Genomic DNA, 13,240 nt, shown 5'->3' on the forward strand with positions numbered 1-13,240 from the left:
GTGATAGAGAGCCATATTTACGACTAAGTGATTAATAAAAAAATAGAGCAATTGCCATAATTCGTCATAATTGACTCATATAACATTCAGAATTCAGTGGTGTAATGGAATCGTCAAATAAACAAAGAGGAAAAAGCCATGTGTACATTAGTATTGTCAGAAGAGCTTAAAGAACCGGCCCGTTTTGCAAAGGAATTTGAGGCCTTTTGGAATTATCAATCGAAAGACAAAGAAACCTATATTAAACAAGAACCTGTTGATCAAAAGCAGATTGATGAAACAATTAAGCAAGAACTGGATGTTGAAGATAACCTGGTGATAGCTGAAAGACGTCAAGATCAGGGTTTTTTAGACTTGGTTAAATATCAGCACCGGTCGTAGGCTTTCTCCTGGGATTGCCATACAGCCAGTGCTGATGTTGCTTGATTACTTTGGGGTGCTGGCTGCCTTACTGCAAGCGAGCTGCTGCATCAAGGCGAATGGTTGAGCCGTTTAAGTATTGATTTTCAACCACTTGCTCTACCGTTAAAGCAAATTCAGAGGGCTTACCAAAGCGTGATGGATTAGGAATACCGGCTGCTATTTGTTCGCAAATTTCGGGGGTAATCTTTTCCATCATTGGTGTTTCAAAAACACCAGGCGCGATAGCCATTACTCGAACATTGATTCGAGCAAATTCACGAGCTAAAGGCAGCACCATGCCGACAATGGCTGACTTGGTTGCTGAATAGGCCGTTTGACCAATCTGACCTTCATATGCTGCGATAGATGCAGTATGAATAATTACGCCACGCTCACCGTCAACCACTTCATTATTTTGCATGTGGCGAGAAGCCGCACGAGTTAATAGAAAAGTGCCTACTAGATTGATATTGACCACATTCTGAAAGTAATCAGCAGGCATTGGCCCTTTCTTGCTATGGATTAGTCCAGCACCTAATACACCAGCGCAACCTACCGCTAAATTGATACCACCCATAAAACCAGCTGCTTTATCTGCCGCTGACTCTACATCACTTTCATTACTGATATCGGTTTTAACGAATAGCGCATTGCTACCCAGTTCCTGGACAGCCTTTAGCCCTTGCTCTTCATTGATGTCGAGTAAAGTGACTTTGCCGCCTTTCTCAATGATATTTTTTGCTGTTGCAAAGCCTAAACCTGAGGCTCCGCCACTGATAATTGCTTTCGATTGATTGAGTTGCATACTGTTATCTCATGACCAAAAAAGGGCATTGTAGCAACAGTCGACCAGAGTGCCAATCGTAGCGCCAATCGGGTCGACTGTTAGCGAAGAAGGTTAAGAGTAGAGTTTGGGTAACCCTTGCTCGTTATGATGACTCTCTGGTTTTGGCAAGTATTGAAGAGCGGTGGCTAAGGCCTGCCCTTGCCAGACCTGTTCGCTGTGCGTCGAGTACAACGCCTCCTGAAGCTTCTCAAGTTGCTCAGAAAGCTGAGTATACTCAACAACTTGCTTGAGCTGATTAAGGTTGCGAATGTGCTTTAAGTGCGACTGATTGCGGCACCATTGTAATAACAACTGATGGGCGAGCTTGGACTGATTGTTATTACAAGCCTTTTCAACCTCAGACAAACTGGATTTAAACATTTGCTCGGTCTGGCTAAGAGGAATGCTTGGATCGGTGGTGTTACTAGCCATTGGTTTTGGCTTAGTAAAACGCCACAGAATAAGTGTCAGCAACCAGAGCGCAGCTAGCACTATGCTAATGACCTGCCAGATAGTGACGTTACCTTGTTCAGAAGTATCCGAGGTTGAAGCTTCTGAAGCTGAGTGGGAGATTGCTGATTCGTTCTCCTGATTTTTTGACACAACGGGTTCTGTGCTGGTGGCTTGGCCAGAAAGAGCTTGAGGTTTTACTTCGATAGTCATGGCTGGCAACACCGCGTAGTCTTGTTTATCCGTAACAGTGTTCCACCAGGGAGTCCGTAGCTCAGGAATGGTTACCAGGCCGGGTTTACTAGGTACTATGGCGAGCTTCTCTATGTGATGGCTGGTAACGCCCAGACGATTAAACAGTTGTTGATACTCAGGACTATCACGATAAATTTTAACACCATCCATCTCAGGGAAAGTGATACTGGGTAACTGAGTTTGCAGCAGACCAGTACCTTTAACTTTGAACTCTAAGGTTGCAGGAGCGCCGACTTCAAAAGTCTGATTACTTGGTTGCCAATTAGCTTCAATTTTTAGGTTGGTTGCTGGTAGCCAGGGCTCTTCTGCCTCAGCAGGTTTATGTTTGACGTTCACTTTATACTGGGGCGTACTCAAAGAAATTGGTTTGGTACGGCTTAGGCCCCAAGGGTTTGAGGACTGGCTATCATCGAGTATGGTTGCAGTGTAGGTCATAGGCTCAATCACAAGCTCGCCACTTTGTTGAGGAAATAGGGCGAACTGACGTTCCACTACCCGATAACTGGTGTTGCCTTGTACCATTTCAAAAGTGCGGTCATCACCCAGCTGCTCTAATAACGCACCCGTAGCTTTCGGCAAAGTTAAACTTTCATGGCGAGTCACTACCGAGCGATAGATTCTGACTGTCAGGATAAGTTGTTGCTGCACATAAACATCTTCAAGGTTTAAGGCTGCACGTAATTTTACTTTAGCAGGACTGTCATCATCTTTCAGTTCATCAATCGCTGGCAAAACACGAATGGTATAGGAGCCAGCTGTTTCATTGCCAAACTTTGTTGCTGGCACGGTGTAAGTTCCCGCTTGCCTTGCCAGTAACTTAACTTCCCAGCCCATCTCGCTCTGAAACTGACCATTGACCATGGTGCTGTTGTTAAACTGTTGCAGGCTGAGACGCTCAAGTTCTTCAGGTAGAAAATCAAGACGTAACGCATTGGCCAAAGTCGAAGGGCTTTGGACCACAATTTTTAAACGGAAGGTTTCATTCTCGCGAATCTCGCCGCGATCTAAACTGTATTCAACTTTGGCCTCAAGTGCTTGAGCAAACATAAGACTGATGGCTAAAAAGCAGTAAAGGGATATTTGCCTAATCATTTTCATTCCACTTAAACCCGTTTAAGGTGTCACTACCATGTTTCATCAACATGTTGTCTGTGGCCACGTTTTCGATATTCCTGGTACATTTTGCGACGTAACAGGCCGCCGGGGTCGTCCGGCAGTCGTTTGAGCCACTGCTCTAATTCCTGATCTTTCTCTTCTTCCTTAAACTGCTGTTGCAGTTCTTCTTCAGTTAATTCTGGTTCTTGCTGTTGTTGCTCGTTTGATTCCTGTTGCTGTTCGCTGCTCTCGTCGCTTTGCGAGTTTTCATCCTGCTGTTGCTCCTGCTGCTGATCACTTTGTTCCTGCTCAGACTCAGAAGGCTCTTCTTTCTGTTGGTTCTGATCCTGTTCTTGTTCCTGTTGTTGCTTTAATAAGTCTTCAACTATCTGTTTATTATGTCGAGCATCCTCATGATTAGCATCAAGGTTGATCGCTTGGTTATAGGATTCAATGGCTGATTCGAGATCGCCAGCCAAGGCCTGAGCATTGGCCTTATTATAATACCGGTCGGCTGGCTTTAACTGTTCTCCATTCTCGAAGTAATCTTCCGCCGCCTTATATTCCTGATTACGATATGCCGCTACCGCTTTCCATTGTGGGTCTTCAAATGTTTTGTAAGCTTCATCATATTGCTCTTCGTTGAGCAGTTTTTTGGCTTGTTGATCTTTATTGAGGAACATTTTCTCAAGCGGGTTAGCCTGCACATCTGGACTGATAACCAGGCCGAATGAGATGACAAAAACAATCGCAAACATTGAGCGGTGTTTAAAGCCCAGCAATAAAATCGGTAGCACTAAAAACAGCAGCCAGAATCCAGCGTCTTCCCAGCTGTCTGCCATAATATCCTGCTTTTCGAGTTTTTCATCAACAGTCAGTTGCTCCCGCTCTAGCAATAAATCAATATCATCATTGCCTGCGGTCATAGGCGTTAAGGTTGCATCTATATTATTGGCAAAGCTGGCCAGATCGTCATAGTTCAGCTTGGGAATGACGATGTTGCCCTTGGAGTCTTTAATGAAGCCGGAACGATTTGGCATAGGGATAGGGGCGCCTTGCTCGGTACCAATGGCCAGGATATTCAGGTTGTAAGGTGTTTTACTGATTAAACTTTTAATTTTGGAAAGTTCACTATCGCTGGCACCATCGGTGATCCAGATAATATCACCTTCACCTGCCGCGCCATTGTCTAACAGTTCTATCGCCTTCTCGATGCCTTTGCTGGGTAGGCTTCCGACCAGCGGCATCAGGTTGGTGGCAAGAACTCCCACCATATTATCAATAGTATCGGTATCATTGGTTAAAGGGCTTAACACAAAGCCATCACCTGCATAGACAACGAAACCAGTTTGCCCGTCTTTGATCGTTTTCAGGATGTCAGTAAGCTTGAACTTAGCTCGCGCCAAACGACTGGGCTGTACATCGGGAGAATCCATTGAAGCCGAAAGATCTAACACCAGAACGCGAGATGCAAGATTCGAGAAGACCGGTTGCGGTAGCTTTTTCCAGCTTGGCCCAGATAAAGCGAACACCGCCAAAATCCAGAAAGCCAGAAGCAGATTTTTTTGCCATTGAATGCTTTTTCCCAGTTGTGACTTTGGCATTAGCCAGCTTAAAAGATGTTGATCAATTAGCTTCGCCCAACCGCTGGCCTGTTGGCCGCGAGTCCGATAGAGCCACCACAAAATCAAAACCGGAATTAACAGTAGCCAAGCCCAGGGTCGAATAAAATGTAGCTGATTCATATCGGGAAGAAAATCAAACATGAGTTTCCTCCTGATGGGCATCGGCAGTTTTGGTTTGCGTGATAGTATTTGAGTTCATGCGCCAGCTGATTAGTGTGCGAATCAAAATAGAGAGCAATGAAATCAGTAACGCCAAAGCAAGAGGGATGTAAAACAAGGCTTTGATAGGACGGTAACTCTGGTAATCATCTTCTACCGGCTCTAGCTCATCAATAATCTGGTAAATTTCTTCCATTTCCTTAGTGTCACGAGCTCGGAAATAACGACCACCGGTTTTCTCAGCAACTGCGATCAAACTCTCTTCATCCAGTTCCAGTGATGGGTTAATACGACGATTACCAAAGAAGCGATTTTTCACAATCATTTCATCGGCACCAACCCCAATGGTGTAAATAGTGATTCCAGCATGTTCAGCCAGTTCGGCTGCTTGAAGCGGGTTTAGCACTCCGGTGTTATTCTGGCCGTCGGTTAATAGAATGAGCACGCGGTTATTGGCGTCACGTTCGCGCAATCGTTTTACAGCCAGGCCAATGCCATCACCGATAGCGGTGCGTGATGAACCGGCTAAACCGATGGTTGTTTCATCGAGCATGGTTTGCACGGTTTTTAAGTCAAAAGTTAGCGGGGTTTGCAGGTAAGCTTGTTCGCCAAATAAAATCATGCCGACGCGATCACCTTTGCGGCGCGCAATAAAATCAGTGAGTAAAGCCTTAACTGCTACCAAACGATCGACTTCTTTATCGTCAATGACCATGTCCGGCATTTCCATTGAGCCTGAAATATCGATGCTGATCATCAGATCGCGGCCAGTAGCCGGTAGGTCCATGGTGTCGCCAACCCATTGTGGGCGGGCCAGGGCAGTAATAACTAATACCCAGATTAAAAAGGTCAGCCAGGGGAAGCGCTTGGTTGATTTGCCTTGCTGTTCTTGAATACTACGCCAGTATAAAAATAGTGGAGCTCTTAAGGCTTGTTTTTGACGCTTGCGTTCTGCCAGCCACCAGACTATCAAAGGTAGAGGTAACAATAACCAAATCCAAGGCCAGACAAACTCAAACATCAGATTGTCCTCCTTGGGCTTCTGTTGCTAAAGACTGAGTAAAAGTAGGAAGTTGTTTTAATTGGGGTAAATTACTTAGCCATAAACTGGCTTCTTGCAAGAACTGTTCTTTATGCTCGTCATCTATTGTGTCTGGATTCCGATAGACGCCTTCTTCGAGCATTTGCAGGCTCTGCTGTGTCCAGATGTCGCTACCGGTTTGATACAACAATATGACCCAGTGTTTGGTATCCATTGAGGCTACTTGAGATTTCGGGAAGTAACATAAACTGGCGCGGCGCATAATTTGGTGTGTCTGTATTAGCCAGTCTTTATTGTCGTTGTGCTTAATATCTTCAAGCTCTTTCAGCGCATAACGAGCGAAGCGTTTGCGCCGTTGTTGCATGATGGCTTTAGCAACCAGCAGCACTATCACAGCTACTACAATGGCTATAATAACCCACCAGCCAATAGCTAACGGCCACCAGCTGACGCCATCGGGTAGATGGATATCGCGTAGCTGTTCTAATAATTGGGCCTGTTGTGGATTCGCCATGGTTTCTATTTATGCTCTTTTACTGGATACTGAACGATTACGGTAGGGATTGATTGCAAATTCGCTAAGCTCTTGTGTGGTGCTGTATTCGACAAAACTACACTGAGCTTCCTGGAAAAATTTTTGTGTCTTTACTAGTTTGTCATGAAACATTTCCTGATAGCGGTTTTTAAAACCCGGTCTTGCTGAATTTAAAGCGATAGTACTATCACCATCAGTAAGCAGAAATTCTCCTGCCACTGGGATCGACTGTTCCAGAGGGTCGGTGATCATTACTGCGTGAATGTCATTGTGTTGGGCAAGATGGATGAGGTCTTGTTTGCATGCTTCAGAAAGATTCGAAAAGTCACTGAAAATATAAATCAAGCTGCCACCTTTAACCAAATGACGTAGCCGTGATAGAGCATCTGACAGCGCATTGCTATTAATAGTAAAGGGTTTTTCCTGTTGATAAATTGCTTGCAGCCGTTGGTTGTGCAGCTCAAGCATATGTTGCAAGAGTCGCAGGCCATTTTGGCGGCGATTGGATGGCTTCAGTTCAACGTGTTCATCAGCTGTACTTAATAAGGCGCCTACGCGGTTGCCAGAATTATGCGCGGTCCAGAATACCCGTGCCGCCTGCAAACAGGCCAGTGTTGATTTGAAGCGCTTCTTGGAGCCAAAAAACATAGAGTCCTGCATATCTACCAACAGGAATACAGGTCTTTCCCGCTCTTCCTGAAATATTTTGGTGTGCACCTCGCCGGTTCGAGCGGTCACTTTCCAGTCAATTGTTCGGATATCATCACCGGGTTGATACTGACGTACCTCAGAAAATTCCATGCCTCGGCCTTTATAAGGCGATAAGTGGCCGCCCACTAGATGAGCTTTGGATTTCTTATTTGGCAAGGGAATGCTTTCGCGTGCCCAATATTGGCAGGCAATTAACTGCTCCAAGCTCAATTCAATAGAGTTTGAGCCTGCTTGCTGTGAGGTGATCGGCTTTTGAGTCATGAACTGATCTTACGGCGTTGGAATTTGTTTGATTAACTCATCAATGATGGTATCGGCAGTAACACCTTCGGCTTCAGCTTGATAACTTAGAATAATTCGATGACGCAGGATATCAAACAGTACGGTTTGGATATCGCCAGGCGTTACATAATCACGGTTATTGAGCCAGGCATTGGCGCGCGCGCATCGATCCAGGGCAATGGTGGCACGTGGGCTGGCACCGTACTCAATATAGCTGGCTAATGCTCCGCCCAGTTTTTCAGGTTGGCGGGTGCAGATAATAAGTTGCACCAGGTATTCTTCGATCTCGGGTGCCATATAAGTTGAGAGAACTTCTTTGCGTGCTGCGAATAAATCTTGCTGGCTAAGCGGGGTAGCTGGTTTTGACTCACCCGTTAAGGCTTCTTGACGATTCAATGCCAGAATTTCTGCCTCAGCTTCTGTGTCGGGATAACCAACAATAACCTGCATCAAGAAACGATCCAGCTGGGCTTCGGGCAGTGGGTATGTACCTTCCTGCTCAATTGGGTTTTGCGTAGCCATCACTAAGAATAGCTCCGGCAGGGCAAAACTATGGCTGCCGACCGTAATTTGACGTTCTGCCATCGCTTCAAGCAGAGCCGACTGGACTTTAGCGGGGGCGCGGTTAATCTCATCAGCCAGAATCATATTATGAAACAATGGGCCTTTCTGAAAATGAAAGGTGCCTTCCTGTGGTCGATAAATTTCGGTACCGGTTAAATCTGCTGGTAATAAATCCGGGGTAAACTGAATGCGGTGGAAGTTGCCTTCGACGGCGGTTGATAGTTCTTTAATAGCACGGGTTTTCGCTAAACCTGGTGCGCCTTCCACTAGCAAATGACCATCGGCAAGTAAGGCAATCAGCATTTTATGAACCAGCTCATGCTGACCAATAATTCGTGACTTAAGGAATTGTTCTAATTCAATAAATTGTTGTTTGATACTCATGTTATGGGGTATCCAGTTGTGGTAATGCTTTGTAAGCCGAATTGATGAATAGTTCAATGTATAAAAAAAGCTCCCTGAGTTGTATCAAAAAACACTTTAAAAATGCAACTAATTGTTTCTTGGTAGAAAAATAATCAACTAAATTGAAGGAGCGGGCGACGGGGTATTCAAACGTTCGTTTGAAAAGTTGGGCTGTTCAGGTACAATCGAAGGAATAATCATTTTAAAGACTCTTGATCAGGAGACAGGCATGAGTGAAACAGTAGCGGGAAAAAAAGCACGGTCGAAGCAAGATCGTGTGGCCATCGTTTCAGGCTTGAGAACACCCTTTGCTAAACAGGCGACCCATTTCAGAGGGATTAATGCTATCGAGTTGGGCAAAATGGTGGTAAATGAGCTGATGGTGCGTAGCGAGCTTGATCCTAAGTTAATTGAGCGCGTTATTTTTGGGCAAGTGGTTATCCTGCCGGAAGCACCTAATATCGCTCGAGAAATTGTGCTGGGCACACCTATGAATGTTCACACTGATGCTTATTCAGTCTCTCGTGCTTGTGCCACCAGCTTTCAATCTGTTGCCAGTATGGCTGATTCGATCGCTTTAGGTGATGTCACCATTGGTATAGCCGGCGGTGCTGACTCTTCATCTGTTGTGCCGATTGGAGTGAGCAGAAAACTACAATTAGCCTTGGTTGACTTGCAGAAAGCAAAAACAGTCGGCCAGAAGCTCTCCATTATCAAAGGACTACGTTTTAAAGATTTATTGCCTGTACCGCCAGCGATTAAAGAATATTCGACCGGTATGACGATGGGCGAAAACGCTGAGCAAATGGCACGAGATCGTGGTATTACACGTGAAGAGCAGGATGCCTTGGCTCATCGCTCGCACACTCTGGCTGCTCAAGCCTGGGAAGACGGTAAGCTGGATGATGAAGTGATGACCGCTTACGCTGAGCCCTACACAAAAGACCCGTTGCACCGCGATAATATTATTCGTTTTGATTCCACGCTTGAAGGTTACGCAAAGTTACGGCCAGCCTTTGACCGCAAATACGGTACTCTGACGGCAGCGAACTCAACGCCATTGAGTGATGGCGCCTCAGCAGTGCTGATGATGAAAGAATCCCAAGCTAAAGCATTAGGCTACGAGCCATTAGGTTATATCAAGAGTTATGCTTTTGCTGCAATTGAAGCCACTCATGACATGCTGATGGGGCCGTCCTATGCAACGCCGATGGCACTTAAGAAAGCCAAAATGCAGCTGAAAGATTTGGACCTAATCGATATGCATGAAGCTTTTGCAGCGCAGACCATTTCCAACATTCAGGCTTTCGGCTCCACTGAATTCGCTAAGGAAAAGCTTGGTCAGCGTACCAAGATTGGTGATATCGATATGGATAAATTCAATGTGCTTGGCGGTTCCTTAGCTTATGGCCATCCCTTCGCGGCAACCGGCACACGGATGATCACGCAAACATTAAGAGAATTAAAGCGTCGCGGCGGCGGAGTTGGTTTAACAACCGCCTGTGCTGCTGGCGGTATTGGCGCAGCAATGATCCTGGAGGTTGAATAATGTCAGAGTCAATTTTTGAACTTGAAATGCACAATGATGGTATCGCTATCATTACTATCGACCTGCCGGGCGAAGCGCAGAATGTCTTAAAACCAGAGTTTGGTGAGCAGGTTGGCGAAATCCTGGAAAAGCTATCCGACGATATCAGCGTTAAAGGCGTGGTTATTCGTAGTGGCAAGGAAGGAAGCTTTATTGCTGGTGCTGATATCAGCGTACTTAAAAGCGTTGATACAGCGCAACAAGCCGAAGAAATTGCTAAAACAGGCCAGCGTCTATTCAATCAGCTGGAAAAATTTAAAGTGCCAGTTGTTGCGGCGATTGATGGTGCCTGTCTTGGCGGTGGTTTAGAGCTGGCGTTAGCCTGTCATGGCCGGGTAGTGAGTGACAGTCCAAAATCAAAACTGGGATTGCCCGAAGTACAATTAGGCTTACTGCCGGGTAGCGGCGGAACACAGCGTTTGCCTCGTTTGGTGGGTATTCCATCGGCCTTAGATATGATGTTGACCGGAAAGCAGCTGTTCCCGAAGCAAGCTAAAAAAATGGGCCTGGTCGATGAGGTGGTGCCAGCAGCAAATTTGATGAAAGCGGCAAACAGGCGTTTGCATGAGTTGCGCAAAGACCGATCCAACAAAAAGCCTTGGACCTATTATTTCTCTTTGCCTGGTATCAAGGAGCTGCTATTAGAAGCTAACCCATTAGGTCGCAACCTGGTTTTCAATCAGGCGCGTAAAACTGTGGATAGTAAAACTAAGGGCAACTACCCTGCGCCGCATAAAATTATTGAATGTGTGGAAAAAGGCTACAGTCAAGGTTTCGATGCCGGTCTTGCAGTAGAAGCTAAAAACTTTGGCCAGCTGGTGGTGACGCCAGAGGCAAAAGCACTAATCAGCATCTTCTTTGCCACAACTGAGCTGAAAAAAGATAAGGGTGTTGATGGTGATGTTGAAGCGGTTACCGTCGATAAAGTGGGCGTACTGGGTGGCGGCTTGATGGGGTCGGGAATTGCTTATGTGTCAGTAGATAAAGCCGGTAAGCAGGTTCGAGTTAAAGATGTTAGCGCAAAAGGTGTTAACGGCGCATTAAATTACAGCTGGAAAATTATCAGCAAGAAAATGAAGCGCCGTATTATTTCGCCAAGCGATGCACGAAATACCATGTCTTATTTAACGGGCTCTACTGACTACAAAGGATTTAAAGACTGTGACATGGTCATTGAGGCGGTTTTTGAAGATCTGGATTTAAAGCATCAAATGGTGAAAGATGTTGAAGAAAACTGCTCAGAAAAGACTATTTTCGCGACCAATACCTCATCAATTCCAATCAGTAAAATTGCAGACGGTGCTAAGCGTCCTGAGCAGGTAGTGGGGCTGCATTACTTCTCGCCTGTAGAGAAGATGCCATTGCTTGAAATCATTAAAACCGACAAAACAGCAGATTGGGTGATTGCAACCTGTGTCTCTTTAGGCAAGCAACAAGGCAAAACGCCTATTGTGGTAAATGATGGCGCAGGCTTTTATGTCAATCGTATTTTGGCGCCTTATGTTAACGAAGCGGGGATCTTGTTGAGCGAAGGCGTGGCTATTGAGACCTTAGATAAAGCGATGGTCAAGGCGGGCTTCCCAGTAGGGCCTATTACCTTATTGGACGAAGTTGGCATTGATGTAGCGACCAAGGTGGCTCCAATCCTTCAAGATGCCTTTGGTGATCGTATGGAACCACCGAAAGCCTTTAGCAAGTTACTTGATGATGATCGCAAAGGTCGAAAAAATAACCGTGGTTTCTACCTATATCCGACGAAGGGTAAGAAGAAGCAGGTCGATGAGACTGTGTATAAAGTACTCGGTGTTGAACCTGGAAAAGATGTCAGTTCTGCCGAGATTGCCGAGCGTGGCATGCTGTTAATGGCCAATGAAGCGGCTCGTTGTCTGGATGAGGGTATTATCCGTAGTGCACGAGATGGTGATGTAGGCGCTATCTTTGGTATTGGCTTTCCACCATTCCACGGTGGGCCTTTCCGCTATATGGATAAGCGCGGAATTGCTACCATTGTGGATAGACTGGAGCATTACCAAGAGCTTTATGGAGAGCGCTTTAAACCAGCCGACGTTTTGATCAAAATGAAGCAAAACCAGGATAGCTTTTATTAACTAAACGCTGCAATAAAAAAAGCCGAGCTATACGCTCGGCTTTTTTTATGTGTGTCGCTAACTATAGCAAAACATAAAGAATAATGAGTGGAAAAATAAAAGGCGACCAAAGCCGCCTTGAAAAACTACAGGGAGGAGTTGTTACTCAAATATTCTTTTTAACAAGGGCTTAGCAGCTAAAGTCAGTACCAATGCAACAAACAACTCTTTATTCTCAGCAAAAAGCTGTGCAAAGTAAGGAGTGTCTGCCAAAAACTTGATACCTGCTAAAGCAGCTACAATAACAAGTATATATTTCATCTCAATTTCCTACGCATTTGGTATTGGTTACATCAGTCTGGTGTATTCTAGAGATATTGCAGAAATGATCTGTGTTCTGATTCTCACTGCATGGGGGGGGTGTGTGAAACAGTTTGCAAAAACGTCGAAAATCTTTACAGACTTATAATTGGTAGGAATATCAAGGCAGATAGAGTGAAAGCCAAGAGCTTTGATGCTCTCGGCTTAAGAACTACTATGGCGTAAAGCGTAAGAATAAGCCTGAAGTTAACCCGGTTGCTTCTTCAGAAGCTGAGATACCGACGGACCATAGTTTTGAGAAGTAGTAGTGGGTCTCAAAGCCATACACCGTGTCGCTGTCATCTTCGTGATTGATCTCATCCACATAAGGCGAAAAGTCTACATCACGATATCCTGCGGTTAGTCTATACTCCCAGTTAGCGGAGAAACGGCCTCTGATGCCAATATTGGCTAAATATCCATCTTCGTCATTTCCATAGGTGTCGCCAGCTAGGATGCCTTCACCATCTTGTTTTAAATATCCGGCTTCTGCAAAAAAGTCGGTACTACGTCCCATTGGGGTGTGCCAACCTAATGCTAGTGAGTATTCTTTAGCGGTAACTTCGCCATACACAGAATTCCAAACATCAGCAGTTTGCTCCTGAACTATGTAGCGCAGATAAGTTGAGTCGTTAAAGCTGCCCACTAGGTCAATTTTAAAACCCGTTTTATCACTAGTTAATTCGCCTTCACTGTGGATATAACCAAACTGCCAATAATCATAGCTAAGTTTGTCGTTCGCTTGTGCGGACAAGCCTAGAGAAGCCATTAGTGCCAAAAATAAAGCTTTTTTCATCGTTATCATTCCATATATTTATAAAATTTCACCGGCCATCATACTATAACCAAATCCG

General features: G+C 45.2%; 12 protein-coding genes. 3 read left to right on the plus strand and 9 right to left on the minus strand.

Going from position 1 to position 13,240, the window contains the following annotated elements:
* Nucleotides 1-138: 138 nt before the first annotated feature.
* Entirely contained in the window at nucleotides 139-381 is a 243-nt protein-coding gene (locus tag ACN0VI_RS04875; RefSeq protein WP_331891408.1) for a hypothetical protein, read from the plus strand.
* A 67-nt stretch (nucleotides 382-448) separates the two neighbouring features.
* Here ACN0VI_RS04875 and ACN0VI_RS04880 read toward each other — a convergent pair whose 3' ends face one another.
* The 7 genes from ACN0VI_RS04880 to ACN0VI_RS04910 all read right to left on the minus strand — a co-directional run bounded on the left by ACN0VI_RS04880 (nucleotide 449) and on the right by ACN0VI_RS04910 (nucleotide 8,330).
* A complete protein-coding gene (locus tag ACN0VI_RS04880) occupies nucleotides 449-1,207 on the minus strand; it encodes an SDR family NAD(P)-dependent oxidoreductase (protein WP_417445967.1) in 759 nt (252 codons plus the stop codon).
* A gap of 93 nt (nucleotides 1,208-1,300) precedes the next feature.
* The gene (locus ACN0VI_RS04885) at nucleotides 1,301-3,025 is read right to left on the minus strand and encodes a BatD family protein (protein ID WP_417445968.1); all 1,725 of its coding nucleotides are present in this window, start codon (nucleotides 3,023-3,025) and stop codon (nucleotides 1,301-1,303) included.
* Nucleotides 3,026-3,057: 32 nt separating this feature from the next.
* A complete protein-coding gene (locus tag ACN0VI_RS04890) occupies nucleotides 3,058-4,794 on the minus strand; it encodes a VWA domain-containing protein (protein ID WP_417445969.1) in 1,737 nt (578 codons plus the stop codon).
* Entirely contained in the window at nucleotides 4,787-5,833 is a 1,047-nt protein-coding gene (locus ACN0VI_RS04895) for a vWA domain-containing protein (protein WP_417445970.1), read from the minus strand. Before ACN0VI_RS04895 ends, ACN0VI_RS04890 begins: the two co-directional genes overlap by 8 nt.
* On the minus strand, nucleotides 5,826-6,368 hold the full coding sequence (locus ACN0VI_RS04900; RefSeq protein WP_417445971.1) for a DUF4381 domain-containing protein: 543 nt from the start codon (nucleotides 6,366-6,368) through the stop codon (nucleotides 5,826-5,828). Before ACN0VI_RS04900 ends, ACN0VI_RS04895 begins: the two co-directional genes overlap by 8 nt.
* A 9-nt stretch (nucleotides 6,369-6,377) precedes the next feature.
* The gene (locus ACN0VI_RS04905; RefSeq protein WP_417445972.1) at nucleotides 6,378-7,361 is read right to left on the minus strand and encodes a DUF58 domain-containing protein; all 984 of its coding nucleotides are present in this window, start codon (nucleotides 7,359-7,361) and stop codon (nucleotides 6,378-6,380) included.
* A 9-nt stretch (nucleotides 7,362-7,370) separates the two neighbouring features.
* A complete protein-coding gene (locus ACN0VI_RS04910) occupies nucleotides 7,371-8,330 on the minus strand; it encodes an AAA family ATPase (protein WP_417445973.1) in 960 nt (319 codons plus the stop codon).
* Between the two features lie 250 nt (nucleotides 8,331-8,580).
* Between ACN0VI_RS04910 and fadI the strand changes: the two genes are divergently transcribed.
* Nucleotides 8,581-9,900, plus strand: a complete 1,320-nt coding sequence (fadI, locus tag ACN0VI_RS04915; RefSeq protein WP_417445974.1) for an acetyl-CoA C-acyltransferase FadI — start codon at nucleotides 8,581-8,583, stop codon at nucleotides 9,898-9,900.
* Nucleotides 9,900-12,047 carry a fatty acid oxidation complex subunit alpha FadJ gene (fadJ, locus tag ACN0VI_RS04920; RefSeq protein ID WP_417445975.1) on the plus strand — a complete coding sequence of 716 codons (2,148 nt, stop codon included), beginning with the start codon at nucleotides 9,900-9,902 and terminating at the stop codon, nucleotides 12,045-12,047. The genes fadI and fadJ overlap by 1 nt, the downstream gene beginning before the upstream one ends.
* Before the next feature lie 141 nt (nucleotides 12,048-12,188).
* On the opposite strand, the gene ACN0VI_RS04925 is transcribed toward fadJ, so the two are convergent.
* Together ACN0VI_RS04925 and ACN0VI_RS04930 are read right to left on the minus strand one after the other, a co-directional pair.
* Nucleotides 12,189-12,347, minus strand: coding sequence for a hypothetical protein (locus ACN0VI_RS04925; RefSeq protein ID WP_015780992.1), 159 nt, complete (start codon nucleotides 12,345-12,347; stop codon nucleotides 12,189-12,191).
* Nucleotides 12,348-12,561: 214 nt separating this feature from the next.
* A complete protein-coding gene (locus tag ACN0VI_RS04930; RefSeq protein WP_417445976.1) occupies nucleotides 12,562-13,182 on the minus strand; it encodes a hypothetical protein in 621 nt (206 codons plus the stop codon).
* Nucleotides 13,183-13,240: the final 58 nt, after the last annotated feature.

Origin of the sequence: Kangiella sp. (assembly GCF_048265365.1) — a bacterium.
GTDB lineage: Bacteria > Pseudomonadota > Gammaproteobacteria > Enterobacterales > Kangiellaceae > Kangiella.